22 protein-coding genes and 1 pseudogene are annotated in these 26,345 nt (G+C 72.9%); 5 read left to right on the plus strand and 18 right to left on the minus strand.

What is annotated here, in order from left to right; all coding sequences use genetic code 11:
* Positions 1–34: 34 nt before the first annotated feature.
* The 7 genes from secG to rapZ all read right to left on the minus strand — a co-directional run bounded on the left by secG (position 35) and on the right by rapZ (position 6,650).
* Entirely contained in the window at positions 35–295 is a 261-nt protein-coding gene (gene secG, locus GA0074704_RS21910) for a preprotein translocase subunit SecG (RefSeq protein ID WP_088972242.1), read from the minus strand.
* 95 nt (positions 296–390) lie between these two features.
* On the minus strand, positions 391–1,182 hold the full coding sequence (tpiA, locus tag GA0074704_RS21915) for a triose-phosphate isomerase (protein ID WP_088972243.1): 792 nt from the start codon (positions 1,180–1,182) through the stop codon (positions 391–393).
* Entirely contained in the window at positions 1,182–2,381 is a 1,200-nt protein-coding gene (locus tag GA0074704_RS21920) for a phosphoglycerate kinase (protein WP_088972244.1), read from the minus strand. Before GA0074704_RS21920 ends, tpiA begins: the two co-directional genes overlap by 1 nt.
* A gap of 52 nt (positions 2,382–2,433) precedes the next feature.
* Complete coding sequence (gene gap, locus GA0074704_RS21925) at positions 2,434–3,438, minus strand: type I glyceraldehyde-3-phosphate dehydrogenase (protein WP_088972245.1); 1,005 nt, start codon at positions 3,436–3,438, stop codon at positions 2,434–2,436.
* Positions 3,439–3,756: 318 nt separating this feature from the next.
* A complete protein-coding gene (gene whiA / locus GA0074704_RS21930) occupies positions 3,757–4,737 on the minus strand; it encodes a DNA-binding protein WhiA (RefSeq protein ID WP_076467662.1) in 981 nt (326 codons plus the stop codon).
* A 54-nt stretch (positions 4,738–4,791) separates the two neighbouring features.
* Positions 4,792–5,757, minus strand: coding sequence for a gluconeogenesis factor YvcK family protein (locus GA0074704_RS21935; protein WP_088972246.1), 966 nt, complete (start codon positions 5,755–5,757; stop codon positions 4,792–4,794).
* Positions 5,754–6,650, minus strand: coding sequence for an RNase adapter RapZ (gene rapZ, locus GA0074704_RS21940; RefSeq protein WP_088973877.1), 897 nt, complete (start codon positions 6,648–6,650; stop codon positions 5,754–5,756). Before rapZ ends, GA0074704_RS21935 begins: the two co-directional genes overlap by 4 nt.
* A gap of 363 nt (positions 6,651–7,013) precedes the next feature.
* Here rapZ and recQ point away from each other — a divergent pair, with 363 nt between their 5' ends.
* Entirely contained in the window at positions 7,014–8,858 is a 1,845-nt protein-coding gene (gene recQ, locus GA0074704_RS21945; RefSeq protein WP_088972247.1) for a DNA helicase RecQ, read from the plus strand.
* Positions 8,859–8,951: 93 nt separating this feature from the next.
* On the opposite strand, the pseudogene GA0074704_RS21950 reads toward recQ, so the two are convergent.
* A pseudogene (locus GA0074704_RS21950) lies at positions 8,952–9,613 on the minus strand (C39 family peptidase).
* An 881-nt stretch (positions 9,614–10,494) separates the two neighbouring features.
* Positions 10,495–12,441, minus strand: coding sequence for an excinuclease ABC subunit UvrC (gene uvrC / locus GA0074704_RS21955; RefSeq protein WP_088972248.1), 1,947 nt, complete (start codon positions 12,439–12,441; stop codon positions 10,495–10,497).
* A 237-nt stretch (positions 12,442–12,678) separates the two neighbouring features.
* On the opposite strand from uvrC, the gene GA0074704_RS21960 reads away from it, so the two are divergent.
* Positions 12,679–13,977 (plus strand): MFS transporter, encoded by a 1,299-nt coding sequence (locus tag GA0074704_RS21960; RefSeq protein ID WP_157743765.1) that lies wholly within the window; start codon positions 12,679–12,681, stop codon positions 13,975–13,977.
* A gap of 6 nt (positions 13,978–13,983) precedes the next feature.
* On the opposite strand, the gene GA0074704_RS21965 is transcribed toward GA0074704_RS21960, so the two are convergent.
* From GA0074704_RS21965 to rsgA, 3 genes are all read right to left on the minus strand, one after another.
* Positions 13,984–14,496, minus strand: coding sequence for a Rieske (2Fe-2S) protein (locus GA0074704_RS21965; protein ID WP_088972249.1), 513 nt, complete (start codon positions 14,494–14,496; stop codon positions 13,984–13,986).
* Positions 14,497–14,740: 244 nt separating this feature from the next.
* Positions 14,741–17,686 carry an excinuclease ABC subunit UvrA gene (gene uvrA, locus GA0074704_RS21970; protein ID WP_088972250.1) on the minus strand — a complete coding sequence of 982 codons (2,946 nt, stop codon included), beginning with the start codon at positions 17,684–17,686 and terminating at the stop codon, positions 14,741–14,743.
* Between the two features lie 187 nt (positions 17,687–17,873).
* Positions 17,874–18,953 (minus strand): ribosome small subunit-dependent GTPase A, encoded by a 1,080-nt coding sequence (gene rsgA, locus GA0074704_RS21975; protein WP_088972251.1) that lies wholly within the window; start codon positions 18,951–18,953, stop codon positions 17,874–17,876.
* 184 nt (positions 18,954–19,137) lie between these two features.
* On the opposite strand from rsgA, the gene GA0074704_RS21980 reads away from it, so the two are divergent.
* Positions 19,138–19,854 (plus strand): maleylpyruvate isomerase family mycothiol-dependent enzyme, encoded by a 717-nt coding sequence (locus GA0074704_RS21980; RefSeq protein ID WP_088972252.1) that lies wholly within the window; start codon positions 19,138–19,140, stop codon positions 19,852–19,854.
* Positions 19,855–19,861: 7 nt separating this feature from the next.
* The gene (locus GA0074704_RS21985; RefSeq protein WP_088972253.1) at positions 19,862–20,515 is read left to right on the plus strand and encodes an MBL fold metallo-hydrolase; all 654 of its coding nucleotides are present in this window, start codon (positions 19,862–19,864) and stop codon (positions 20,513–20,515) included.
* Between the two features lie 66 nt (positions 20,516–20,581).
* On the opposite strand, the gene GA0074704_RS21990 is transcribed toward GA0074704_RS21985, so the two are convergent.
* Both GA0074704_RS21990 and GA0074704_RS21995 read right to left on the minus strand, forming a co-directional pair.
* The gene (locus GA0074704_RS21990; protein WP_088972254.1) at positions 20,582–21,202 is read right to left on the minus strand and encodes a DedA family protein; all 621 of its coding nucleotides are present in this window, start codon (positions 21,200–21,202) and stop codon (positions 20,582–20,584) included.
* Between the two features lie 103 nt (positions 21,203–21,305).
* Positions 21,306–21,983 (minus strand): class I SAM-dependent methyltransferase, encoded by a 678-nt coding sequence (locus tag GA0074704_RS21995; RefSeq protein WP_088973878.1) that lies wholly within the window; start codon positions 21,981–21,983, stop codon positions 21,306–21,308.
* Positions 21,984–22,169: 186 nt separating this feature from the next.
* Here GA0074704_RS21995 and GA0074704_RS22000 point away from each other — a divergent pair, with 186 nt between their 5' ends.
* Positions 22,170–22,373: a cold-shock protein gene (locus GA0074704_RS22000; RefSeq protein WP_088972255.1), complete on the plus strand. Its 204-nt coding sequence runs from the start codon at positions 22,170–22,172 to the stop codon at positions 22,371–22,373.
* Between the two features lie 220 nt (positions 22,374–22,593).
* Here the strand turns inward: GA0074704_RS22000 and GA0074704_RS22005 are convergent, their stop codons facing one another.
* From GA0074704_RS22005 to GA0074704_RS22020, 4 genes are all read right to left on the minus strand, one after another.
* Positions 22,594–23,904 carry an MFS transporter gene (locus tag GA0074704_RS22005; RefSeq protein WP_231926642.1) on the minus strand — a complete coding sequence of 437 codons (1,311 nt, stop codon included), beginning with the start codon at positions 23,902–23,904 and terminating at the stop codon, positions 22,594–22,596.
* Entirely contained in the window at positions 23,901–24,500 is a 600-nt protein-coding gene (locus tag GA0074704_RS22010; RefSeq protein ID WP_088972256.1) for a helix-turn-helix domain-containing protein, read from the minus strand. Before GA0074704_RS22010 ends, GA0074704_RS22005 begins: the two co-directional genes overlap by 4 nt.
* A gap of 75 nt (positions 24,501–24,575) precedes the next feature.
* The gene (locus GA0074704_RS22015; protein WP_088972257.1) at positions 24,576–25,484 is read right to left on the minus strand and encodes a hypothetical protein; all 909 of its coding nucleotides are present in this window, start codon (positions 25,482–25,484) and stop codon (positions 24,576–24,578) included.
* A gap of 276 nt (positions 25,485–25,760) precedes the next feature.
* Positions 25,761–26,276 (minus strand): MarR family winged helix-turn-helix transcriptional regulator, encoded by a 516-nt coding sequence (locus GA0074704_RS22020; protein ID WP_088972258.1) that lies wholly within the window; start codon positions 26,274–26,276, stop codon positions 25,761–25,763.
* Positions 26,277–26,345: the final 69 nt, after the last annotated feature.

Here is a 26,345-nt window from a genome sequence, read left to right on the forward strand (position 1 = left end):
ACCGCGCGCAGATTGTACGGCGTGAATGCCTCGCTCAGGAGCCGCTGCCGACCTGGAGCCGGAGCCAGAGGCCGAGCCCGACGATGCAGGCGAACCAGACGATGCCCACCAGAACGGTGTAGCGGTCGAGGTTCTTCTCGGCCACCGACGAGCCGGCCAGGCTCGAGCTGACCCCACCGCCGAACATGCTGGACAGCCCGCCGCCCTTACCTCGGTGCAGCAGGATCAGCATGGTGAGCAGAACGCTCGTGATGACCAGCAACACGATCAACGTGTATGCGAACCAGATCGGCATGGCTGGGGTCAGTCCTCTCGTTACGATCCTCGCCCGGACAGATCGGGCACGGCGGCCTCGACCGGTGGACGGGCGGAGTCAAGGATAGCGAGCGATCAGCGGGCGGTGTGCTCCGGGAACCTGCAGATCTTCGCGAACTCCTCGGCGTCCAGGCTGGCGCCCCCGACCAGGGCACCGTCCACGTCCGGCTGGGCCATGATCGACGCCACGTTCGACGACTTCACCGACCCGCCGTAGAGGACCCGTACCTGGTCCGCCGTGGCCTGGTCGAAGGTCTCGACCAGGCGCTTGCGCACCTCGCCGCAGACCTCCTGGGCGTCCTCCGGGGTGGCCGTCTTGCCGGTGCCGATCGCCCAGACCGGCTCGTACGCGACGACGACCTTGGTGACCTGCTCGGCGGTGAGCCCCCGCAGGGCGCCGTCGAGCTGGTCGCAGCAGTGCGGCACGTGCCGCAGCTGCTCCCGGATCTCCAGCCCCTCACCGATGCAGAGGATCGGAGTGAGCCCGTTGGCCAGCGCCGCCGCCACCTTGGCGTTGACGATCGCGTCGTCCTCGTAGTGGTACTGCCGCCGCTCCGAGTGCCCGACCACCACGTACGTGCAGCCGAGCTTGGCCAGCATCGGCCCGGCGATGTCGCCGGTGTACGCGCCCGACTGGTACGGCGACAGGTCCTGCGCGCCGTACCCGATCAGCAGCTTGTCGCCGTCCACCGCGGTCTGCACGGTACGCAGGTCGGTGAAGGGCGGCAGCACCACGCACTCGACGTCGGTGAGCTGCTTCTCGTTGAGGCTCGCGGCCAGCTTCTGCACCAGTAGGTTGGCCTCGAGATGGTTCAGGTTCATCTTCCAGTTGCCGGCCATCAGCGGCCGGCGGGTGATGCTCGCCATCAGTCCTCCAGCGCCGCGATGCCCGGGAGCTTCTTGCCCTCGAGGTATTCCAGGGACGCCCCGCCACCGGTCGATATGTGATCGAAATCGGTCTCGTCCAGGCGCAACGAACGCACCGCGGCGGCGCTGTCTCCGCCGCCGACCACGCTGAACGCGTCGGTCTTGGTGATCGCCTCGGCGATCCCGCGGGTGCCCGCGGCGAAGGCCGGCATCTCGAACACGCCCATCGGCCCGTTCCAGAAGATGGTCTTCGCCTGGGAGATCGCGGCGGCGAAGCCGGCCACCGTCTCCGGGCCGATGTCCAGCCCGAGCCGGTGGCTCGGGATGCCGTCGGCGCGCACCGTGTCGTGCGCGGCGTCCGGGGCGAAGGCGTCCGCGGCCACCACGTCGACCGGGAGCATGATCTTGCCCTCGGAGCGCTCCAGGAGGTTGCGGCAGGTCTCCACCATCTCCTCCTCCAGCAGCGAGGTGCCCACCTCGTGGCCCTGGGCCTTGAGGAAGGTGAAGCACATCCCGCCGCCGATGAGCAGCCGGTCGACCGTCGGCAGCAGCGCCTCGATCACCGCCAGCTTGTCGGAGACCTTCGAGCCGCCCAGCACGACCACGTACGGCCGCTCCGGCGCGCCGGTCAGCTTGGAGAGCACCTCCACCTCGCGCAGCACCAGGCGGCCGGCCACGTGCGGCAGCCGCGCCGGCACGTCGTAGACGCTGGCGTGCTTGCGGTGCACGGCGCCGAAGGCGTCGTCCACGTACGCCTCGCCGAACGCGGCGAGCTGATCGGCGAAGGCGCCCCGCTCGGCGTCGTCCTTGCTGGTCTCACCCTTGTTGAACCGCAGGTTCTCCAGCAGCGCGACCTGACCGTCGGCCAGGCCCTCCACCGTGGACCGGGCGGACTCGCCGACGGTGTCCTCGGCGAAGTGCACCGGGGCGCCGAGCAGCTCGCCGAGGCGCCCGGCCACCGGGCGGAGGCTGAACTGCGGGTCCGGGGCGCCCTTCGGGCGGCCCAGGTGCGAGCAGACGACCACCTTCGCGCCGGCCTGCACCAGCGCGCTCAGCGTCGGCAGGACGGCCCGGATCCGGCCGTCGTCGGTGATCTCAGCGGTCTGCTTGTCGAGCGGGACGTTCAGGTCGGCGCGCACCAGCACGCGCCGACCCGAGACCCCCTCGCCGAGCAGGTCGTCGAGGTTGCGGATCGTCACCGAGCTAGCCCTCCGTTCGTGACTGCGGGGCTCGCAAGCTCACTCCTCGCACTCACAGGGACTGACCCACCAGCTTGACCAGGTCGACCAGGCGGTTGGAGTAGCCCCACTCGTTGTCGTACCAGCCGACGACCTTGACCTGGTTGCCGATCACCTTGGTCAGCGGCGCGTCGAAGATGCAGGACGCCGGGTCGGTGACGATGTCCGCCGACACGATCGGGTCCTCGTTGTAGACCAGGATGCCCTTGAGCGGGCCCTCCGCGGCGGCCTTCAGCGCGGCGTTGACCTCCTCCACGGTGGTCTCCCGGCCGACCTCGACGGTCAGGTCGGTCGCCGAGCCGGTCGGGATCGGCACCCGCAGGGCGTAGCCGTCCAGCTTGCCCTTCAGCTCCGGCAGCACCAGGCCGATCGCCTTCGCGGCACCGGTCGAGGTGGGAACGATGTTCAGCGCGGCGGCGCGGGCCCGACGCAGGTCCTTGTGCGGCGCGTCCTGCAGGTTCTGGTCCTGGGTGTACGCGTGGATGGTGGTCATCAGACCCTTGGTGATCCCGAACGTGTCCTGCAGGACCTTCGCCATCGGGGCGAGGCAGTTGGTGGTGCAGGAGGCGTTCGAGATGATGTTGTGCTTGGCCGGGTCGTACTGGTCCTGGTTAACCCCCATGACCACGGTGACGTCCTCGTTCTTCGCCGGCGCGGAGATGATGACCTTCTTGGCCCCGCCGTCGATGTGCGCCTTCGCCTTGGTGCCGTCGGTGAAGAATCCGGTGGACTCGATGACGACGTCGACGCCGACCTCGCCCCACGCCAGCTTGGCGGGGTCCTTCTCCTCGAACACCTTGATGGCCTTGCCACCCACGGTGATCTCGTCGGCGCTGGCCTTGACCTCGTGCGGGAGGCGACCCAGGATGCTGTCGTACTTGACAAGGTGGGCGAGCGTCGCGTTGTCGGTCAGGTCGTTGACCGCCACGATCTCGATGTCGGCGCCGGACGCAAGCACTGCCCGGAAGAAGTTACGGCCGATCCGGCCGAAGCCGTTGATGCCAACCCGGATGGTCACAGGTCCCATCTCCTCGCGTTCTGGTCCGCCGGCGTCGGACACCGGCCGGCGGAGATGTGTGCGCCGACCGTTGGAGCCGGCCGTTGACGGTTCATCTCGGCCACCCCGCCGCGGTCCGGAGACCTGACCGCCCGAGGCGGTGAGTCACGGCGAGGAGAGCCTGTGCCGGCCCCCTTGCCGTACGTCGTGACCTTATCCGAGCGCACGGGGCCCCGCTGCGCCGGGGCAAGATCCGGTACGCCCCGTGGGACGCGCCGGCCCGCCCCGGCGACGGTCCCGCGTTGCGCTCGGTAACGTCGTCCGGCCGTCACCGTCCTATCAGACCACGAGCATGTCCGGCGTGACTGCCGCTTCCGTATCGGGGATGCCCAGGTCACGGGCACGCTTGTCGGCCAGCGCCAGCAGTCGCCTTATCCGGCCGGCGATGGCGTCCTTGGTCAACGGCGGGTCGGCCAGCGCGCCCAGCTCCTCCAGGGAGGCCTGCCGGTGCTCCAGCCGCAGCCGCCCCGCCGAGGTGAGGTGGTTGGGGGCGTCGTCGGCCAGGATCTCCAGCGCGCGGGTCACCCGGGCCGCCGCGGCCACCGCCGCCCGGGCCGAACGGCGCAGGTTCGCGTCGTCGAAGTTGGCCAGCCGGTTCGCGGTGGCCCGCACCTCGCGGCGTACCCGACGTTCCTCCCAGGCCAGCACGCTGGAGTGCGCGCCGATCCGGGTGAGCAGCGCGGCGATCGCGTCACCGTCCTTGACCACCACCCGGTCCACGCCGCGGACCTCGCGGTTCTTGGCGGTGATGCCGATCCGGCGGGCCGCGCCGACCAGGGCCAGCGCCGACTCCGGACCCGGGCAGGTGATCTCCAGGGCGCTGGAGCGGCCCGGCTCGGTCAACGAGCCGTGCGCCATGAACGCGCCCCGCCACGCCGACACGGCGCAGCAGACGTTCGCGGCCACCACGTGCGGCGGCAGGCCGCGCACCGGCCGGCCCCGGACGTCCAGCAGGCCGGTCTGCCGGGCCAGCGCCTCGCCGTCCTTGACCACCCGGACGATGAAGTGGCTGCCCTTGCGCAGGCCGCCGGAGGCCAGCACGTGGATCTCGCTCGGGTAGCCGTACACCTCGGCGATCTCCCGGCGCAGCCGCCGGGCCACCGCGCCGGTGTCGAGTTCCGCCTCGACGACCACCCGCCCGGATACGATGTGCAGGCCGCCCGCGAAGCGCAGCAACGCGGCCATCTCCGCACGTCGGCAGCACGGCTTGGGCACGTCGACCCGACTCAGCTCGTCCTTGACCGCAGCTGTCATCGCCATTCTGCGCCCCCTCACGGACCGGTTCCGGCGTGTCGCCGGTGATTACGTACGTGCTTAACGATCGGCGCCCAGGACAGGCACCAGCGCGGCGCCGAGCGCGGCCGGATCGTGTCGGGACGTGCCGTCGGTGACGGCCACCGGGGCGAGGATCAGTCGGGCACCCAGCGATTCTGCCGCACGCTCGACCGGTTCCGGGTCACCCACCGCCTTGCCGTCGGCGAGGACCAGGTCGACCTTGAGTTCGGGAAGATACCAGTGCAGCGCGGCCAGGTGGTCGGCCACGGAGAGCCCGAGGGTCTCCTTCTCGGCCGCCAGGTTCAGGGTGACCAGCCGGCGGGCCGGACTCGCCACGATCGCCTCGGCCAGCCCGGGGACCAGCAGGTGTGGCAGCACGCTGGTGTACCAGCTGCCCGGCCCGAAGATCAACCAGTCGGCCTCGGTGATGGCCGCCACCGCCTCCGCGCAGGCCGGCGGCGCGTCCGGGGTGAGCCGCAGCGACTCGACCCGCCCGGTGGTCACCGCGACCTGGTGCTGGCCGCGGACCGTCCGCACCTCGTCGGGACGGGCCGGGTCGATCCCCCGCACCAGCGCCTCGATCCCCACCGGCTGCGGCGACATCGGCAGCACCCGACCCACCGCGCCGAGCATGACGCCGGCGTGCCGCAACGCGGCCACCGGGTCGCCGAGCTGCTCCATCAGGCCGCACAGCACCAGGTTGCCCACCGCGTGCCCGGCGAGCCCGTCACCGGCCGGGCCGGCCGGGGCGAACCGGTGCTGGAACAGGCCCGCGCTGCGGCGGGTCGTCGGGTGCTCCCCGGCCAGCGCCACCAGCGCCTGCCGCAGGTCACCCGGGGGCAGGCCGCCGCGCTCGGCGCGGAGCCGGCCGCTGGAGCCGCCGTCGTCGCCCACGGTCACCACCGCGGTGATGTCCAGGTCGATCTCGGGTACGCAGTGACGCAGCGCCCGCAGCGACGCCGAGAGGCCGTGCCCGCCGCCGAAGGCGACCACCTTCACCGTCATTCCCGCCCCAGGTCCCGGTGTTGCGCGTTGGCGGCGATGCCGGACTGCCGCAGCCGGCCGGCGAGCTCCTCGGTGATGGCGACGCTGCGGTGTTTGCCACCGGTGCAGCCCACCGCCACGGTCAGGTAGCGCTTGCCCTCCCGCTCGAAGCCGGCGGTGGTGGCGTTGACCAGGTCGGCGTAGGCGGCGACGAACTCGTCGGCCCCCTCCTGACCCAGCACGTACGCGCTGACCGCCTCCTCCCGGCCGGTGTGCTCGCGCAGCTCCGGCACCCAGTACGGGTTGGGCAGGAACCGGGCGTCCAGCACGAAGTCGGCGTCCGGCGGCAGGCCGTACTTGAAGCCGAAGGAGAGCACGGTGACCCGCAGCCGGCGGGCGTCCTCGCCGGCGAACAGCTCCTCCACCCGGCGGCGCAGCTGGTTGACGTTGAGCTGACTGGTGTCGATGATCACGTCGGCCTGGTCGCGGGCCTCCTCCAGCAGCTCCCGCTCCACGGCGATGCCGTCGGCCAGCCGGCCGTCGCCCTGCAACGGGTGCGAGCGCCGGACGCTCTCGAACCGCCGGATCAGCACCTCGTCGTCGGCGTCCACGAAGACCACCCGGGGGTGGAAGCCCCGGTCCTTCAGCTCCCGGATCGCGCCGGCCAGGTCGGTGGAGAAGGCGCGGGACCGCACGTCCAGCACCATCGCCGTACGCCGGGCGGCGCCGCCCGCCTTCACGGCCAGCTCGGCCATGTCCAGCATCAGCGCCTGCGGGAGGTTGTCCACCACGTAGTAGCCGACGTTCTCCAAGGCCCGGGCCACCGTGCTGCGCCCGCCGCCGGACAGGCCGGTGACCACCACCAGGGTGGTCTCCTCCTCGGCCGGCTCACCGGTCGCCGCCGGGCTCTCCACGACCGACCCGTGCACGCCCGGCAGGTCGCCCGGTGTCCGCTCCTGGGCAGTTCCCGCCTCGCTCAACCCGTTACCCCCAAGCCGTGGTGCTCCGGTGCGTTCTGCGACCGGGCATGGTCAGTCAGCGACTCTATCCCGCTGCGCCCCGTCGATCGTCGCCCCCGGCGCGCTGACGGGTCCGTCCGCTGCGCTCAACGTGCCGACCAACCCCGGTGTTCCTGCTCGGCGCCCGATCCGGCGGTGGGGTCGCGCACCCGACAGGAGCCACCCCTCGACGACGGGGCCCGCTGACGACGTCCGGCCCTCGGCGTGGCAGGCCCGCCGGGGCCGGACGCTGTCGGGGGCGCTCCGTAGACTGCCCCAATGGTCTCCCCCACCACCGAGCAGCGGACCGAGGACGCCTCCGGGGTGCTGCGCCGGGTCTTCGGCTACGACGCGTTCCGCGGTTTCCAGCGCGAGGTCATCGACCACGTCGTGGCCGGCGGGGACGCCCTGGTGCTGATGCCCACCGGTGGGGGCAAGTCGCTGTGCTACCAGATCCCGGCGCTGGTCCGCCCCGGCGTCGCGGTGGTGATCTCGCCGCTGATCGCGCTGATGCAGGACCAGGTGGACGCGCTCACCGCCGTCGGCGTCAACGCCGGTTTCCTCAACTCGACGCTCGACCTCGACGCCCGGCGGCAGGTCGAGCGGGCCTTCCTCGACGGCGAGCTCGACCTGCTCTACCTCGCCCCGGAGGCGCTCGGCACCCGCCCGGTGCAGCACCTGCTCGACCGGGGCAGCATCGCGCTGTTCGCCATCGACGAGGCGCACTGCGTGGCCCAGTGGGGGCACGACTTCCGTCCCGACTACCTGGCCCTGTCGATGCTGCACGAGCGGTGGCCGGCGGTGCCGCGGATCGCGCTGACCGCCACGGCCACCACCGCGACCCGCGCCGAGATCGCCACCCGGCTCAAGCTGACCGAGGCGCGGCACTTCGTGGCCAGCTTCGACCGGCCCAACATCCAGTACCGCATCGTCGGGAAACGGGAGCCCCGCAAGCAACTGCTGAGCCTGCTCCGCGACGAGCACCCGGGCGACGCCGGGATCGTCTACTGCCTCTCCCGCGCGTCGGTGGAGAAGACCGCCGACTTCCTGGTCGCCAACGGCATCCCCGCCCTGCCCTACCACGCCGGCCTGGACGCGGCGACCCGCGCGACCAACCAGCAGCGGTTCCTACGCGAGGACGGCCTGGTCATGGTGGCCACGATCGCCTTCGGCATGGGCATCGACAAGCCGGACGTACGCTTCGTCGCCCACCTCGACCTGCCCAAGTCCGTGGAGGGCTACTACCAGGAGACCGGCCGCGCCGGCCGGGATGGTCTGCCGTCCACGGCCTGGCTGGCGTACGGGCTCCAGGACGTGGTCCAGCAGCGCAAGATGATCGAGACGTCGGACGGCGACCTGGCCCGCCGCCGCTCGCTCGCCGCCCACCTGGACGCGATGCTGGCGCTCTGCGAGACGGTGCGCTGCCGCCGCGCCCAACTGCTCGAATACTTCGGCGAACCGGCCGGCGGCCCGTGCGGCAACTGCGACACCTGCCTGGAGCCGCCGGAGTCGTGGGACGGCACGGTGCCGGCGCAGAAGCTGCTCTCCACCGTCTTCCGGCTGGACCGGGAACGCAACCAGCGGTTCGGCGCCGGCCACTGCGTCGACATCCTGCTCGGCCGGCAGACCGAGAAGATCACCCAGCACACCCACGACCAGCTGACGGTCTTCGGCATCGGCGGTGAGCTGAGCGAGGCGGAATGGCGCGGCGTGGTCCGGCAGCTGCTGGCCGAGGGGCTGCTGGCGGTCGAGGGCGACTACGGCACCCTCGCCCTCACCGAGGCCAGCGCCGAGGTGCTGGGGCGCCGCCGCACGGTGATGATGCGCCGGGAGCCGGAACGGAAGTCCGCCGGGCGGGCCGCCCGCGCCAAGGCCTCCGCCGCCGCGGCCGTCGAGCTGCCGCCGTCGGCCGCGCCGCTGTTCGAACGGCTGCGCGCCTGGCGGGCGGCGACCGCGAAGGAGCAGGGCGTCCCCGCGTACGTCATCTTCCACGACGCGACGTTGCGCCAGATCGCCACCGACGCACCCACCTCGCTGGGTGAGCTGTCCAAGGTCGGCGGCGTCGGCGAGAACAAGCTGGCCAAGTACGGCGACGCGATCCTCGGCGTGCTGGCCGAGGGCTGACCCGCCCGCAGCCGTATCGGGTGGACGGCCCGTGGACAGACGACGAGGGCCCGACCCCGGGTGGGGGGTCGGGCCCTTGTCGGTTGCTCGGGGTCAGCTGGCGGTGTAGCCGCGGGTGGCGATCCAGTCGGCGAGGTTGTCCACGCTCATCCGGTAGGAGGCCATGTTCGGGTCGGCCGAGTCGGCGATCGTCACGGTCTTCCCACCATCGCGGTAACCCACCACCGAGATGTAGTGCCCGCCCTCGAAGGAATGGGTGTTGCCGTCGGTGTCCACCGCGGTACCGGCGATGTTCGCCACCACGGCCCGGCCCTCGTCGACGGTCTCGACGATGTCGGCGCGCAGCTTGTCGGTCTGCTTGTCGTCGGCCTTACGGTCCTTGATCTCCACCGACCGGTACACGTCCTTACCGGTCTCCTTGTTCAGCACCGGGGTGATGTCGTTGATGCTGTTGGTGCCGTCCTCGGTGGTTCGGTGGTGCCCATCTCCTTGGCCATGGCGTCGACGTCGATGTCCTTGCCCTGGACGGAGAGGGCGTTGCGGGTGGCGGCGGGGCCGCAGTAGTAGAAGTTCGGCTGTGCCTCGTAGCGCACGTTGAGCTCGCGCTCGCCGTGGCCACGGTTGCTGGACACACCGGTGGCGGCCTTCTCGGCCGGGGTGGCCTGCGCGGCGATCGCCGGACCCGCGATACCCGCGGTCGTGGCGGCCAGGCCGGCAACGGTCAGAGCGCTCTTACGAATCAGATCGGTACGCATCGGCGTGCTCCTCTGCATTCGGGGGTTGTGCGCGCGACCCACACGGGGGTGCGATGCGGCCACGCGACAAAAAGGGGGAAGCCTGAAAGAGGGTCGGCTCGGCGATCCGGGGGACCTGCTCGGCTGACCGGGGATGTAACGACCGGTGGCCGGAGACGATTCCCGCCGGCGCTACCGGGGACCGGTGCTGCGCGATCCCGGAGGGTGTAACCCGGCGACTCGGTCCCGCATTCCGCCGGGCCCTGACCGGTGCTGCGCGGTCCGGGGTGTAACCGTGCGGCTCGGTCCGGCATTCCACCGGGCCTTGCCCTGGGCCGGCGGGCTGGGAGTGCCCGCGGTATGCCAGGTACAACGCCCCGGCCCCGCCCGCGATTCCGCCCCCCGAGTGCCGCCCGCCACCGGGCACCGCTCACAAACCCGACACCCGGAACACCACAACCCGGACATTCCGCCCATGCCGCCTGGCGGCGACATGCGTGAGTGGAACGCCATGGCTGTCAAACGGGCCCGGAGACAGCCATGGCGTTCCACCGAGCGGTGGCGGCTCCGCGCCGAGTGACGAGGCCCGCTGGGTGCCGGACGCTCCCGTCGCCCGCGCCGGCGGCGACACCGCTATGCCACACGCCAGCCCGACAGCCGGCAGGGACGCTGCGACGACGCGGACATAACGCCGCGACGGCCGTCAGGGATGCCGCGACATGCGGGCATAGGACGCGACGGCCGGCAGGGACGCCGTGACATGCCGGTGCGACGGCCGCCAGGGACGCCACGACATGTGGGCACGCCGGCCAGCTGGGCGACGACCGGACGCCGCCGCGGGCGGCGGGTCAGCCGGGGGTGGCGGGTCAGCCGGGGGTGGCGGGTCAGCCGGGGGTGGCGGGTCAGCCGGGGGTGGACGGGGTCGCCGTGGTCTCCTCGTCCAGCGCGGCGAGGATCGCCTCCGCCGTCCGCTTACCCACCCCCGGCACCTCGGTGATCTCGTCCACGGTCGCCGCCGAGAGCCGCTTCAGCGACCCGAAGTGCCGCAGCAGCGCCTTGCGGCGTACCTCGCCGAGGCCGGGGATGTTGTCCAGGGCCGACTCGGTCATCCGCTTCGAGCGGCGCTGCCGGTGGAAGGTGATGGCGAACCGGTGCGCCTCGTCGCGGACCCGCTGCAACAGGTAGAGCCCCTCGGACGTACGCGGCAGGATGACCGGGAAGTCGTCGTCGGGCAGCCAGACCTCCTCCAGCCGCTTGGCCAGCCCGCAGAGCGCCACGTCGTCGATGCCCAGCTCGGCGAGGGCCTGGGCGGCCGCCGCCACCTGCGGCGCACCGCCGTCGACCACCACCAGCTGCGGCGGGTACGCGAACTTGCGGGGCCGCCCGGTGGTTGGGTCGATGCCCGGCCGGTCCGGGTCGGCGGCGGTCTCCTCCCCCAGCTCGCCGGTCTCGGCGCGGGCGTCGAGATAGCGGGCGAAGCGGCGGCGCAGCACCTCCGACATGGCGGAGAGGTCGTCGGTGGCGCCGCGGACGATGAAACGGCGGTATTCGCTCTTACGCGGCAGCCCGTCCTCGAAGACCACCATGCTGGCCACCACGTCGGTGCCCTGGATCTGGGACACGTCGAAGCACTCGATGCGCAGCGGCGAGGTGCGCATGTCCAGCGCCTCGCTGATCTCGTCGAGCGCCTTGCTGCGGGTGGTCAGGTCACCGGCGCGCTTGAGCTTGTGCCGGTTCAGGGCGTCCTTCGCGTTGCGCTCGACGGTCTCCAGCAGGGCCTTCTTGTCGCCGCGCTGCGGTACCCGCAGGGCGACCCGGCTCCCTCGCCGGCCGGAGAGCCAGTCGGCCAGCGCGTCGGCGTCGGCGGGCAGCTCGGGGACGAGCAGCTCGCGGGGCACGTCCGCCTCGCCCTGCTCGCCGCCGTACACCTGGGTGCAGAAGTGGTGCACCAGGTCGCCGGTGCTCAGCTCCTCGGTCTTCTCCACCACCCAACCGCGCTGGCCGCGGACCCGGCCGTCGCGGACGTGGAAGACCTGCACGGCGGCCTCGAGCGGGTCGTCGGCGAAGGCCACCACGTCGGCGTCCGTGCCGTCGCCGAGCACCACGGTCTGCTTCTCCATCGCCCGGCGCAGGGCGGCGACGTCGTCGCGGAGCCGGGCCGCCCGCTCGAACTCCAACTCCTCGCTGGCCTGGAGCATCTCTCGTTCGAGCTTGCGGACCATGGTGTCGGTGCGGCCGGCCATGAAGTCGCAGAAGCCGTCGACGATCTCCCGGTGCCGGTCGGCGGAGACGGTGCCCACGCAGGGCGCCGAGCACTTGCCGATGTAGCCCAGCAGGCAGGGACGGCCGACCTGGCCGGCCCGCTTGAACACCCCGGAGGAGCAGGTCCGCGCCGGGAAGACCCGCAGCAGCAGGTCGAGGGTCTCGCGGATCGCCCAGGCGTGCGAGTACGGCCCGAAATACCGCACCCCCTTGCGCTTGGCGCCCCGCATCACCTGCAGACGCGGGTATTCCTCGTCGAGGGTCACCGCGAGGTACGGGTACGACTTGTCGTCGCGGTAGCGGACGTTGAACCGAGGGTCGTACTGCTTGATCCAGGTGTATTCCTGCTGGAGGGCCTCCACCTCGGTGGCGACGGTGATCCAGTCCACCGACTCCGCCGTGAAGACCATCTGCCGGGTGCGCTGGTGCAGGTTGACCGGGTCGGCGAAGTAGGAGTTGAGCCGGCTGCGCAGGTTGCGGGCCTTGCCGACGTAGATCACCCGACCGGTGCCGTCGCGGAACCGGTAGACCCCCGGGGACTCGGGAATCGTGCCGGGCGCGGGTCGATAGGTCGAGGGATCAGCCACCCGACAAGCGTAATCCGATGGACCGACAGCCCTCGGGCGACGCTTGCGGGCCGGACAACGACACGGGCAGGCCGGGAAACGGCGGGCCGACCGGCAACGGCACGGGCCGGCCGGGAAAACCGGTGTCCCGGCCCGGCACCTGACCAGTAGCGTTCCCGCCCGGGCCCGTCCGGGCCGCCCGCCGGACGTCCGGCACCCCGGACGGTGGGGTGACCGGGTCGAACGAGGAGCGCGCGGATGCAGGCCACGCCGATCCGCCGCAGCCGGGGCGGAGCCGTCCTGGTCGCGGCGCTGACCGTCGACGCGATCGGCAACGGCCTGTTCATGCCCCTGTCGCTGGTCTACTTCCTGGTGCTGACCGACGTCCCGCTGGGACGGCTGGGTCTGCTGCTCAGCGCGGCCACCGCACTCACCCTCGGGGTGCCGTTGTGGGCGGGGGCGCTGGCCGACCGGTTCGGCGCGTTGCCGGTGGTGGTCGCCGCCCAGCTGCTACAGGCGGCCGGCTATCTCGCGTACTCCCGGGTCACCGGCCCGGTCGGCGTCTTCGCCGCGGCGGCACTGGTGGCCCTCGGGGTGCGGTTCTTCTGGTCCACGGTCTTCACGCTGGTCGCCGACTACGTCGACGGCCGCGGCGGCGGATGGACGTCGGACACCTGGTACTCGGTGAGCAACGGGGCCCGGTCCGCCGGCCTGGCGATCGGCGGGCTGGCCACCGGCCTGCTCGTGGCGAACGGCCAACCGGCCGCCTACCGCGCGACCGCCTGGGCGGCGGCCGGGTGCTTCACCCTGGCCGCGCTCACCATCGCGGTGGCGGTACGCGCGCCCCGCACCGCGTCCACCCCGGCCACGACCGGCCGCGGCGGCTACCCGGCCCTGCTGCGCGACCGGCCCTTCCTCGGTCTGGTCACGGTGAACACGGCGCACGCGTTGACCAGCATGATGCTCGGTCTGGCGCTGCCCACGGTGGTGCTGACCGACCTGCGCGCCCCGGCCTGGCTCACCGCCGCGGTGCTCGCCGGCAACGCCTTCGGAATCGCCGCGCTGTCCGGGCCGGTCGGCACCCGCCTGCCCCGCTTCCGGCGCAGCCGCACCATCGCCCTGGCGGCGACCCTCTGGACGGTCTGGGGTGTGGCGATGGCCGCCCTGGGGCCCGGGCCGCTGGTCGTGGTGGCGCCGCTGCTGGTGGCCGCGACGCTGCTGTGCACCGTGGCGGAGCTGGCCCACGCGCCGGCCTCGGCGGCGCTCGCCGCGGCGGTCGCGCCGGCCGGTTCGCGGGGGCGTTACCTGGCGGTGTTCCAGTACTCCTGGACGCTCGCCTCGATGCTCGCCCCGGCCTTCTTCGCCACCCTGCACGAGGTCGACGGCACCGCGCCGTGGCTGGTCCTGGCGCTGGTCAACGCGGGCACCGTCGGGGCCGTGCTGCTGCTGGAGCGGGCCCTGCCGCCGCGGGTCCTGCGCGACCCACCGCGCGCCGTCGAGCCGGTCGGGCGGCGGGCCGCCGCGGACGGTACGGAGGCGACCCGCACGCCCGTGTGACCCGGTTCAGGCCAGGGTGATCTGCTCGCCGGTGACCTTGAGCTGTTTCGCCGGCAGCGGCTTCGTGGCGGGCCCCTGCTGGACCGAGCCGTCGCTGGTCGAGAAGCGGCTGCCGTGGCAGGTGCAGATGATCGAGTCACCGTCGATCTTCGACACCGGGCAGCCCTGGTGGGTGCAGATCGGGTCGAAGCCCTTGAACTGACCGGCCTGCGGCTGGGTGATCACCACACCCTTGTCGGCGAGGATGACGCCTCCGCCGACAGGGACGTCGGTGGTCCGGGTCAGCGGGCCGGCGCTGTCCCGGTTGCCGCCTTCGGCGTCCCCGGCGCCCGTCGCGCCCGGCCCGCCGCTCGTCGGCCCGGCGCCCGGCCCGCCGCTGGTCGGAGTGGCGCCGGAGCCGGAGCCGTCGTCGCTGCCGCAGGCGGAGAGGAGCACGCCGGCCCCGACCGCTCCGGCGCCGGCCAGCAGGGTACGGCGGGTGGGCGTACCCGGCCCGGTGCAAGCCTGCTCGTCACTCATCTGCGGCCCCTCTCGGTTGGTGGCCCCGGTCGGCGACCCGGCGCCCCTGCCCTTCGACACGCGCCACCCGGTCACCCGGTTCAACGGGCCGCCGCAGGGCCCGGCAACGGCGACGGGCGGACCCGATCGTGGGCCCGCCCGTTCGCGTTCGTGTCCCGCCGACGGCACACCGGCGGAACCGCCTCGACGGCCGGCGCGACCCGGCCGTCGATCTCGCGGACCGGGTCGGTCCACCGCCCGCGGGTCAGCGCGCCCCGGCCGGCACCTTGCGGGTCGACCGGGACCGGGTGGCGCCGTTGGCCTTCGCCGCCCGGGTGGTGGCCGCCGCGGCGCCCTTCGCCGTGCCGTCGAGCTTGAGCAGCGGGCGCAGGAACTGGCCGGTGTGGCTCTCCGGCACCTCGGCGACCTCTTCCGGGGTGCCGGTGGCGAGCACCGTGCCGCCCCGGTGGCCACCCTCGGGGCCCATGTCGATGATCCAGTCGGCGGTCTTGATCACGTCGAGGTTGTGCTCGATGGTGATCACGGTGTTGCCCTTGTCGACCAGGCCCTCGAGCACCATCAGCAGCTTGCGGATGTCCTCGAAGTGCAGGCCGGTGGTCGGCTCGTCGAGGACGTAGACCGTCCGGCCGGTGGAGCGCTTCTGCAGCTCGGAGGCGAGCTTGACGCGCTGCGCCTCACCGCCGGAGAGGGTCGGCGCGGGCTGGCCGAGCCGGACGTAGCCCAGCCCGACGTCGACCAGGGTCTTGAGGTGCCGGTGAATGGCCGGGATGGCGGAGAAGAACTCGGCCGCCTCCTCGATCGGCATCTCCAGCACGTCGGAGACCGTCTTGCCCTTGTAGTGCACCTCGAGGGTCTCCCGGTTGTAACGCGCGCCCTTGCAGACCTCGCAGGGGACGTAGACGTCCGGGAGGAAGTTCATCTCGATCTTGATGGTGCCGTCGCCGGAGCACGCCTCGCAACGGCCGCCCTTGACGTTGAACGAGAACCGGCCGGGGCCGTATCCCCGGACCTTGGCCTCGGTGGTCTCGGCGAAGAGCCGGCGGACGTGGTCCCAGACGCCGGTGTAGGTCGCCGGGTTGGACCGGGGCGTACGCCCGATCGGCGACTGGTCGACGCCGACGACCTTGTCCACGTGCTCCAGGCCGGTGACCCGGGTGTGCCGGCCCGGCACCAGCCGGGCACCGTTGATCTGGTTGGCCAGTACGGCGTGCAGGATGTCGTTGACCAGCGTCGACTTGCCCGAGCCGCTGACCCCGGTGACCGCGATCAACTGGCCCAGCGGGAAGCCGACGGTCAGGTTGTGCAGGTTGTGCTCGCGGGCGCCGTGCACCACCAGCTCGCGGCCGGGGGTCTGCGGCCGGCGCTGCTGCGGGGTGGGGATCACCTTCCGCCCGGAGAGGTACGCCCCGGTGACCGACTCGGGATTGTCCAGCAGCGCCGGCACCGAACCGCTGTGCACGATCTTGCCGCCGTGCTCCCCCGCGCCCGGGCCGATGTCGACGATCCAGTCCGCCATCCGGATGGTGTCCTCGTCGTGCTCCACCACGATCAGCGTGTTGCCCAGGCCGCGCAGCCGGATCAGCGTCTCGATCAGCCGGTGGTTGTCGCGCTGGTGCAGCCCGATCGACGGCTCGTCGAGCACGTAGAGGACGCCGACCAGGCCGGAGCCGATCTGGGTGGCCAGCCGGATGCGCTGCGCCTCGCCACCGGAGAGGGTGCCCGCCGCCCGGTCCAGGGAGAGGTAGTCCAGGCCGACGTCGAGCAGGAACTTCAACCGGGCGTTGATCTCCTTGAGCACCCGCTCGGCGATCAGCTTCTGCCGGTCGGTCAGCTCGATGCCGGCCAGCAGGTCGGCCGCCTCGCCCACCGACAGGTTGCAGACCTCGGCGATGCTCCGCCCGGCCAGGGTGACCGCGAGCACCTCCGGCTTGAGGCGGGCGCCACCGCAGGCCGCGCAGGGCACGTCGCGCATGTAGCCCTCGTACTTGTCGCGGGACCACTCGGACTCGGTGTCGGAGTGCCGGCGCTCGATCCACTGCACCACGCCCTCGAAGCCGGTGTAGTAGGAGCGCTCGCGACCGTACTTGTTGCGGTAGCGCACGTGCACCTGGTCGTCGGAGCCGTGCAGGATCGTCTTCTGCGCCCGCGACGGCAGCGCCCGCCACGGCGTGTCGACGTCGAAGTGCTGGCTCTCGCCGAGCGCCTCCAGCAGGCGGAGGAAGTATTCCAGGTTGTGCCCGGTGGACCAGGGCTGGATCGCGCCCTCGCGGAGGCTGCGCTCCGGGTCGGGAATGATCAGCTCCGGGTCGACCTCCTTCTTGGTGCCCAGGCCGGTGCACTCCGGGCAGGCGCCGTACGGCGCGTTGAAGGAGAAGACCCGGGGCTCCAGGTCCTCGATGGCGAGGGGGTGGTCGTTGGGGCAGGCCAGGTGCTCGGAGTAGCGGCGCTCCCGGTTCGGGTCGTCCTCGGCCAGGTCGACGAAGTCGAGCAGGACCAGGCCGCCGGAGAGGCCGAGCGCGGCCTCGACCGAGTCGGTCAGCCGCTGCTTGGCGCTGGCCTTGACGGTGAGCCGGTCGATCACCACCTCGATCGTGTGCTTCTCCTGCTTCTTGAGCTTGGGCGGCTCGGTGAGCTGGTGCACCACGCCGTCGACCCGGGCCCGGGCGTAGCCCTTGCCCTGGAGCTCGGCGAAGAGGTCGACGTATTCGCCCTTGCGGCCGCGCACCACCGGGGCGAGGACCATGAACTTGGTGCCCTCGGCCATGGCGAGGACCCGGTCGACGATCTGCTGCGGGCTCTGCTTGGAGATCCGCTCGCCGCAGACCGGGCAGTGCGGCTCGCCGATGCGGGCGAAGAGCAGCCGGAGGTAGTCGTAGACCTCGGTGATGGTGCCCACCGTCGAGCGCGGGTTGCGCGAGGTGGACTTCTGGTCGATGGAGACCGCGGGACTGAGACCCTCGATGAAGTCGACGTCGGGCTTGTCCATCTGGCCGAGGAACTGCCGGGCGTACGACGAGAGCGACTCGACGTAGCGCCGCTGCCCCTCGGCGAAGATCGTGTCGAAGGCCAGGCTCGACTTGCCCGACCCGGAGAGCCCGGTGAAGACGATCAGAGCGTCCCGGGGCAGGTCGAGACTGACGTCACGCAGGTTGTGCTCGCGCGCGCCACGGATGATCAGTCGGTCGGCCACGGTGCGTGTGCTCCCGGAAGAAGAAAGTGAGGCGGTTCTGTCCGCTCCGAGCGGGGTCTGAGCGGTTTTGCGGGCGCGGAGAAGACGCCTGGGCAACTCTAGCCCCGACGTACGACAACTTTCCGCGCCCGCACATTCCCCCAGCTCACCCCGGTCGCGCCGCCCCTAACGCCCCCGGAGCGGCCCGTCAGTATCCGCCCGCCGACGGCGGCTGCGCCGGACGCGCGGTCCGTCGCCGGGCCGACCGCCACCCACCCCGCCGCTCGGCGGCCACCCGGGCCTCCCGGCGCCGGCTCTCGTGGGCCACCTCCCGCTGCAGGCGGCGCCAGCTGTCGTACCGCCGGGGCGGCAGCTCGCCGTTCTCCAGGGCCGCCCGGACCGCGCAGGCCGGCTCGGCGTCGTGCGCGCAGTCGGCGTACCGGCAGCCGGCGGCGAGGGCCGTGATGTCGGTGAACGCCCGGTCCACGCCCGCCGCGCCGTCCAGCAGGCCGACCGCGCGTACCCCCGGGGTGTCCAGCACGGCGCCGCCGCCGGGGATCGGCACCAGGGCCCGCCAGGTGGTGGTGTGCCGGCCCTTGCCGTCGACCCGGCGGATCGCCTGGGTCGGCATCACCGTCGCCCCGGCCAGCGCGTTGACCAGGCTCGACTTGCCGGCGCCGGAGGGCCCGAGCAGCCCCAGGGTGCGCCCGGGGGCGACCAGCGGGCGCAGCGGCGCCAGGCCCTCCCCCCGCTCGGCGCTGACCGGCAGCACCGGCGCCCCCGGCGCCACCGCGGCGAGCTGCCGGGCCACCGCGTCCGCGTCGGCGGCCAGGTCGGCCTTGGTCAGCAGCACCAGCGGGCGGGCCCCCGACTCGTGGACCAGGGAGAGCAGCCGTTCGATCCGGCCGACGTCCGGCTCGGGGTGCACCGGCTCGACGACCGCCGCCGCGTCCAGGTTGGCGGCCAGCACCTGGCCGCTGGCGTCCCTGCCGGCGGTCCGGCGGACCAGCGCGGTCCGCCGGGGCAGCACCGCCTCGACGGTGACCGGCCCGTCCGGCCAGGTCGCCAGCAGCACCCAGTCACCGGCGCAGGGCAGGGTCGCCGGGTCCCGGGCGGCGTCGCCGAGGACCGCGCCACCCAGCGAGGCGCGCACCGGCCCGTCGGCGGTGAGCACCGTGCAGACGCCGCGGTCCACCCGGGCCACCCGGCCGGGACGCCGCCCGGTCCGGCGGGGCGCCTGGGCCGCCCGGTCGGCGTCCCAGCCGAGGGCGGTGAGGTCGATCGTCATGGCACATCCTCAGGAGTGTCGGAACGGGTTGGGGCGGAACACGCGTACGACGACGGGCATGGTCACCACCACCTCGCCTCCCGACCCCCGGTGCCGCGTTCTGCGACGACGGTAGGACCACCGCCGACGCGCCGAAAGCGATTTCCACGGCGACGCGGTGCGAGGCGACCGCTAGGGTCGACCCGTGACCACCGACCCGCTGTTGCTGACCGGCGAGGTGGACGACGCCACCGCGCGGCTGCTGGCCACCGTCGGGGCCCTCGACGCCGCGGCGGTCGCCGCGCCGTCGCTGCTGCCCGGCTGGACCCGGGGGCACGTGCTGGCCCACCTGGCCCGCAACGCCGACGGCATGCTCAACCTGCTCACCGCGGCGCGCACCGGCGAGGACATCCCGATGTACGCCGACCCCGCCGCCCGGACCGCCGACATCGAGGCCGGCGCGGCCCGCCCGCCGGCCGAGCACCTGGCCGACCTGCGTCGCTCGGCCGCCCGGTTCGTCGACGCGGTCGCCGCCATGCCGGTGCCGGCCTGGGCGGCTACGGTGCGGACCCACCGTGGCCCGATGGTGGCCGCCCGGCTGGTCTGGGCCCGGCTGCGGGAGGTCGAGGTGCACCACGTCGACCTGGCCGTGGGATACCGGCCGGCCGACTGGCCGGCGGCGTTCGGCCACCGGCTGCTGCACGAGGTCGCCGCCGACCTGGCCGGTCGCTCCGACGTGCCGGCGATGGTGCTGCGCTTCGAGGGCAGCCGGCACGAACTCACCGTCGGCGAGCCGGCCGGCGCCCCCGTGGTCGCCGGTCCGGCGCCGGAGCTGGCGGCCTGGCTGATCGGCCGCGCCGACGGCCGGGTGCTCACCGTGACCCCGCACGGCCCGCTACCGACCCCACCGGAATGGATCTAGGTAACCGATGACCTACAACGGAGACGTCACCCCCGGCGGAGCGCCGGCGGTACGCGAACTGGACCGGCTCACCGTCACCAAGGTGTCGGTCGGCCCGATGGACAACAACGCCTACCTGCTGCGCTGCCACGACACCGGCGAGCAGCTGCTGATCGACGCGGCGAACGAGGCGCCCCGGCTGCTGGAGCTGGTCGCCGACGGCGGGCTGGCCACGGTGGTCACCACCCACCGGCACATGGACCACTGGGTGGCGCTGGAGGAGGTGGTCGCCAAGACCGGCGCCCGTGCCCTGGTGCACGCCGACGACGCCGACGGGCTGCCGATCCCGGCGGAGCCGCTGCGCGACGGGGACACCGTGCGGGTGGGCGACTGCGAACTCGAGGTGATCCACCTGGTGGGGCACACTCCCGGGTCGATCGCGCTGCTCTACCGGGACCCGTCCGGCGTACCGCACCTGTTCACCGGCGACTCGCTGTTTCCCGGTGGTGTCGGCAACACCGAGCAGGACCCGCAGCGGTTCGGCTCGCTGATCGACGACGTCGAGCACAAGCTCTTCGACCGGCTGCCCGACGAGACCTGGTTCTACCCGGGCCACGGCAAGGACAGCACGCTCGGCGCGGAGCGCCCCGCCCTGCCGCAGTGGCGGGCCCGGGGCTGGTGACCGCCCGGCCGGCGCGGTCCTGTCGATCCGCGCCGGCCGCCCCCGAGGCGATGCCGGCCGGCGTGGTCAGCCGGCCTGCTCGGCCAGCACGGCCCGCAGCCGGCGCCGGGTGCCGGCCACCGCCAGGGCGGCGAGGAGCAGGCCGACCGCCATGGTGACCGGCAAGGGTCCGCCGAACCCCGGCAGCACCCCGGCCAGCGACCGGGCCGCGGTGCCGAGCAGCACGTAGAGACCCGCCCACGCCGTCGCGCCGGCCGCCGCGCAGGCCAGGAAGCGCCGGTACGGCATCCGCAGCCCACCCGCGGCCAGCGGCAGCAGCGCGTTGAACACCGGCAGGAAGGGCGCGACCAGCACCATCCGCCCGCCACCGGCGCGCAGGATGCCCTCCGCGGCGGCCCACCGGGTCTCGCCGATCCAGCCCCCGGCCCGGCTGTGCCGCAACCGGTCGCCGTAGCGCCGGCCGGCGAGGAAGCTCAGCGACCAGCCGGCCAGGCAGCCGCCGACCACGGCGGCGAAGCTGGCGCCGGTGGTGGCGGGCGCCCCGACACCGATCGCGGCGAGGATCGCCACGTCGCCGGGGACGAGCACGCCCAGCAGGGGTACGGCGTCCAGGAGCATGACCACCGCGAGCGCCCCGGCCTGCAGGGTGGTGGGAAGCTCGGTCAGCTGGGACAACCATTCCGCCATGCCTCGTACGCTATTTGCACCGCCCCGCTCGGGGCATCCGGCGCGGTCCCCCGGTCGTCCCGGAGAACCGGTCTCCGGGTGTTCCCTGAGCCGGCGCCGCCGGTCAGGCCGGTCGGAGCACCCGGACCGGGCGTGGCGCCGGGTCGACGCTGGGCTCCGTCGTCGGCACCGGGTAGCTGACGACCGTCTCCCAGCCGGTGGCGGAGAGGTGACCGCGACCCGGATCGCCGAGGAGCACCTGCGCGCCGCCGGCCGCGGCCCGGCGCAGGAACGGCAGCACCCGACCGGCCATGTCGCCGTCGTAGAGCACGTCCCCGGCCAGCAGCAGGTCGACCTGGATGTCGGCGTCGAGCAGGTCGCCCAGCTGCGCGGCGACGTCCACCCGGTTGACCCGGGCGTTGACGGTGACCGCTGCCGCCGCGTACGGGTCGATGTCGTTGGCCACGACCTGCCGGGCCCCGGCGAGCGCGGCGGCGATGGCGACCAGCCCGGAGCCGGTGGCCAGGTCGAGCACCCGCCGGCCGCGGGCCAGGTCGGGATGGTCGAGCAGGTAGCGGGCCAGGGCCTGCCCACCCGCCCACGCCGAGGCCCAGTACGGCGCCGGCAGTGGGCCGCCGGCGGCGGCCTCCATCCGGGCCCACCAGACGATCGCGTCCTCGGCCAGGTGCAGCCGGACCTCGGGGACGAAGGGCGTCTCGACCAGCCGGAGCCGGTCGAGCCCTTCACCGGGCGCGGTGATTTCCTGCTCCAACTCGGTCAGCGCTGCGGCTGCGGCTACCACCATCGCAGGCCAGCATGCCGCAACCGGCCCGCCGACGGGTCGATTTCCCGACCCGGAGTGCGATTGTCCGAAGGCTCGCCGGCACTTCCGGCAGCGGATCGCGGTGCGGGCGGTTACTGTCGGGGGTGGTAAGGGCGATCACCGGCCAGTCGCCGGTGGTCCGCCGCTGTGAACAGGGAGAGATGCATGGCAACCGGCACGGTCAAGTGGTTCAACTCGGAAAAGGGCTTCGGCTTCATCGAGCAGGACGGCGGAGGCCCGGACGTCTTCGTCCACTACTCGGCCATCGCCTCCAGCGGCTACCGAGAGCTGCACGAGGCGCAGAAGGTCGAGTTCGAGGTGACCCAGGGGCAGAAGGGCCCGCAGGCGGACAACGTCCGTCCGATCTAGTTCCGTGCCGGTGGCGGCGGCCCTGGGTCGCCGCCACAGCGCGGTCGTCGCGTCCGCCGGCTCGGTCACGAGACGGCCGGGCACCGGCGTCACCGCGGCGATCGTGGCAGCGTCCACGGTCGCCGCGTCCACATCTTGACCCGTACGGCGCGCCGATCGAACCTGGTCGGGCGCCGTCGGTCTGTTCCAGGCCGTCGGCTGCGGCGTTCGGGCGGCGCGGTCAGGCCGGTGCCGTCGGTAGGTCGCGCCGGTGCCGGAGCGGGCCCACCAGCAGGATCAGCGGGCTGGCGGCCAGCCAACCGGTGAGCAGCCAGATCGCCCGCCCCGGCCCGAGGGCCGCGCCGAGCGCGCCGGCCACCGTGGCGGCCAGCGGGATCGCCCCGTAGTTGAGCAGGTGCATGCTCACGGTGACCCGACCCAGCAGGTGGTGCGGGGTGTACGCCTGCCGGAACGCGCCCTTGACGACGTTGCCGACGGCCACGCCGAGGCTGACCAGCAGCCCGCCCAGCACGGGCCAGAGCAGGCCCGCGCCCGGCCGGGCCAGCGGGATGAGCAGCGACGGTGGCCCGGTCAGGGCCGCGGCGACCAGCATGGCCCGCGCGCTGCCCAGTCGCCGTCCGGCGGTGGTGGCGACCAGTGCGCCGAGCACCCCGCCGAGGCTCATCGCGCCGACCACGGCACCGACCAGCCCGGGCCGCAGGCCGACCTCGCGGACAAGGAAGACCACCAGGAGCGCCTGGTAGCCGATCAGGCCGACGTTGCTGGCGGCGCCGAACATCGTCAGCACCCGCAGGTACGGGTCGCGCGCCACGAAGCTGAGGCCGTCGGCGATCCGTCGACGCAGCGACGGCGCGCCCGTCGCCCGGGCCGGCGGCGGCTCGACCGCCCGGACGCGCAGCAGGCAGGCGGCCGAGATCAGGAAGCTCAGCGCGTCCAGCAGCAGGGCGACGACCGCCCCGGCGAGCTGCGCGACCACGCCGGCCACCCCGGGGCCGAGGACGTAGCTGCTGGTCTGGGTGGCCTGGAGCTTGGCGTTGCCCTCCGGCAGCTGGTCGGGACGCAGCAGGGTGGGCAGGTAGACCTGGTCGGCGGTCTCGAAGAAGACCCGGGCCACCCCGGCGCCGAGCGCCACGGCGAGCAGCTGCCCGACGGTGAGCACGCCGAGCGCGGCGGTCACCGGGACGCTGGCGAACAGCAGTGCCGAGACCAGGTCGCAGCCGATCATCAGGGGACGACGGGGCAGCCGGTCGACCCACGCCCCCACCGGCAGCCCGATGAGCAGCCAGGGCAGCCACGCCGCGGCGGTGAGGACGGCCACCTGGAGGGCGCCGGCGTCGAGCACCGTGACCGCGACCAGGGGCAGCGCCACCGCCGTCACGTTGCTGCCCAGGGCGCTGGCGGTCTGCCCCGCCCAGAGCAGCCGGAAGTCGCGATGCCGCAGCAGCCCGCCGCGGGCGCGGTTGTCGCGCCCGTCGGTGGTGGGCCCGTCCACCGCGGGCCGGGAGCCGGCCGGGGCCGGGGTGGCGCTCACGGCCGGGCCGGGACGCCGTACGCGAAGACGAAGACCGGCTGCCGTTCGCGGCCGTCGTCCGGGGTCCCGCGGTCGCCCCAGCGGGCCAGCAGGTCGTTGAGTTCCCGGCTCAGTTCGGCCAGTTCGTCGGGGGTCAGTCGCAGCCAGCGGTCGGTGGAGAAGGGCCCGTCGCCCCACCGTTCGTGTGCCTCGTCTCCGGCGGCGTGCCAGGCACGGGCCAGCGTCACGTGCCGGTCGAGGTTGAGCGAGGTGGCGGCGTCGGCGACCGCCCGGCCGGCGGGGTCGGCGTCGAAGTCGGCGCTGGACCAGCGGACGCCCCGGTTGACCAGTCGCCACCAGCGTTCCCGCCGGTCCCGGGCCAGCTCGGGGGCCTCGGTGACGAGGTCGGCGGCGGCGAGGACCTTCATGTGGTGGCTGATGTTGGCGGGGGCCTGGCCGGTCTGTTCGGCGAGGACGCCGACGGTGGCGGCGTCGTGCACCTTGAGCACGTCCATGAGGCGGCGGCGCAGCGGGTGGGCCAGCGCGGCGAGCACCGGGGAGTCGGTGATCCGGCGTACGGCGGGGTCGGTGCGTGGTGTCGCGGGGGTCTCGTCCACCGACCCACTGTTTCATTAGCAAGAAGTGTTGCGCAAGGCCCGTTGCGCAACTCCTTCGCGGCTGACCGGCAGCGGTCAGGCGGCGAGCCGGCTGTGCAGCTCGTCGGCGACCTTGTCGGCGATGCTGGGCGGAATGGCGGCGGCGATCGCCTGCGGGGTGAGGGTGGCCAGGATTCCGGCCACGATGGCCTGCTCGTCGGTGAAGTCCTTCTTGGACAGCGCGGTGACCTGCGCGACCAGCGCCGGCCAGCCCTGGGCGGCGGTCAGCATCAGCCCGAGCGGCGAGGTCGCCGGCGGCTTGGTGATCAGGCCGGCGGTGCCGACCGGGGAGATCAGCCAGTTGCGCAGGTTCTGCAGGTCGGCGAAGACGTCGCCGACGGTCCGGTTGGGATAGCCGGTGTCTTTGATGAGCTTGTCGGTCTGTTCCATGGTGGGCTCCGGTTTCACGGGGGCGATCAGCCCGATGCTGGTGAGGTAGCGGCGGAACAGCGGGGTCTGGTCCCGGTTCGCCTTGGTGGAGTCGCGGAAGAAACTGAAGTGGGTGTGGTACAGGTGGCTGCTGTCGCCACTCGTACGCTTGCCCAGCCGGTCCCACCTCCTGACGGTCTTCCCGTCCGGCGAGTAGATGATCTCCCGCAGGTCACGGGTGTCCGGTGCGTCCGCGACGCACTGCGCGACCAGCCAGTTCGAGAAGGAGCGAAGGTCGTGGGTACGACCGTTCGACCTCACCTCGAACGGGCCGACGTCCAGTGCGGACGCGTACAGGGTCAGGCCGTTGCGGTCCCGTGGGGACTCGACGACGGAGTAGTCGTCGGGCAGCACCCGGTCGGAACCGCAGTGGTAGCCGCCCCGGTGGCTGGGATCACCGACGATCCCCACCTCCGCGGGCTCCAGGTCCTCGGGGCGGACGGTGTCCGGGTCGACGTTGAGATGGGTGAGCAGGAGGCGACGCACTGCGAGCAGGTTCGCCGGTGCCGTGGTCATCACAACCCCCTTTCCGATTTGGCGGGGGCCGGGAGCAGTGATCACCGTCCGTGATGGACGGGGACCGGGACGCCGCCCGGCCGATTGATGCACGTCGTCGGGCAGCTGAGCCCAGCGTAACCGATGAACCTGGGAATTCTCGCAGGTCAAAGTACCTGTATTGACCGGCGGAACGGCCCTGCGGCGGCCGTCGGAACAGCCGACCGGGCCGAGCAGCTGCGTACGCGCCGCAAAATACGACGTTTCACCTCGCGGAGCGTGACCGGGGTGGGCGACTCAGGCCGGCGGTCGGCGCGCGGGCTCGCCGCGCGCGGCGCGGACCTCGTCGCGGTGCTGGCGCATCGAGGTGACCATGGCGGCCATGAAGCGCTGCACGGTCTCCAGCTCGTCGTCGTCGAAGCCGGCCATCACCTCGTCGGTACGCCGGCCGAGCGGCCCGAAGAACTCCATCGCCAGCTGGGCGCCCGGGTCGGCGTAGCGCAGGAACACCTTCCGGCGGTCGGCGGTGTCGCGGTCCCGCCGGATGTGCCCGGCCCGCTCCAACCGGTCGACCAGGGCGGTCACCGCTCCCGAGGAGAGGTTGAGCAGATCCCCCAGCCGGCCCGGGGTGATCGGGTCGCCGACCAGTTCGGCGTCCATCACGGCGATCAGCGCGTGCAGGTCGCTGGCGCCCAGACCGTGCAGGCCGGCGAAGGCGTGCCCGACGTGCTGGGCGTCCACGGAGTATCGCCGCAGGTCGTTGGTGATGTCGGCGATCAGGCGACCGCGTCGGGTCTCCCGCCGCCGATACATGCCGTGCGCTGCCACGTCGCCCGTCGCTTCCTCCCGCCGCCCTGCGGTTGCAGCATAGAGCAACCGCAG

Origin of the sequence: Micromonospora siamensis (assembly GCF_900090305.1) — a bacterium.
In the GTDB taxonomy this organism is placed as follows: Bacteria; Actinomycetota; Actinomycetes; order Mycobacteriales; family Micromonosporaceae; genus Micromonospora; species Micromonospora siamensis.

What these genes read in the sequence shown, in the direction of transcription:
- GA0074704_RS21935 (WP_088972246.1), bottom strand. Translation starts at nt 5,757, where the DNA reads ATGACGGTGAAGGTGGTCGCCTTCGGCGGCGGGCACGGCCTCTCGGCG.
- GA0074704_RS22015 (WP_088972257.1), bottom strand. Translation starts at nt 25,484, where the DNA reads ATGACCACGGCACCGGCGAACCTGCTCGCAGTGCGTCGCCTCCTGCTC.
- rsgA (WP_088972251.1), bottom strand. Translation starts at nt 18,953, where the DNA reads ATGACGATCGACCTCACCGCCCTCGGCTGGGACGCCGACCGGGCGGCC.
- GA0074704_RS21985 (WP_088972253.1), top strand. Translation starts at nt 19,862, where the DNA reads ATGACCTACAACGGAGACGTCACCCCCGGCGGAGCGCCGGCGGTACGC.
- GA0074704_RS21960 (WP_157743765.1), top strand. Translation starts at nt 12,679, where the DNA reads ATGCAGGCCACGCCGATCCGCCGCAGCCGGGGCGGAGCCGTCCTGGTC.
- whiA (WP_076467662.1), bottom strand. Translation starts at nt 4,737, where the DNA reads ATGGCGATGACAGCTGCGGTCAAGGACGAGCTGAGTCGGGTCGACGTG.
- GA0074704_RS21990 (WP_088972254.1), bottom strand. Translation starts at nt 21,202, where the DNA reads ATGGCGGAATGGTTGTCCCAGCTGACCGAGCTTCCCACCACCCTGCAG.
- GA0074704_RS22000 (WP_088972255.1), top strand. Translation starts at nt 22,170, where the DNA reads ATGGCAACCGGCACGGTCAAGTGGTTCAACTCGGAAAAGGGCTTCGGC.
- GA0074704_RS22020 (WP_088972258.1), bottom strand. Translation starts at nt 26,276, where the DNA reads ATGTATCGGCGGCGGGAGACCCGACGCGGTCGCCTGATCGCCGACATC.
- secG (WP_088972242.1), bottom strand. Translation starts at nt 295, where the DNA reads ATGCCGATCTGGTTCGCATACACGTTGATCGTGTTGCTGGTCATCACG.
- recQ (WP_088972247.1), top strand. Translation starts at nt 7,014, where the DNA reads ATGGTCTCCCCCACCACCGAGCAGCGGACCGAGGACGCCTCCGGGGTG.
- GA0074704_RS21965 (WP_088972249.1), bottom strand. Translation starts at nt 14,496, where the DNA reads ATGAGTGACGAGCAGGCTTGCACCGGGCCGGGTACGCCCACCCGCCGT.
- tpiA (WP_088972243.1), bottom strand. Translation starts at nt 1,182, where the DNA reads ATGGCGAGCATCACCCGCCGGCCGCTGATGGCCGGCAACTGGAAGATG.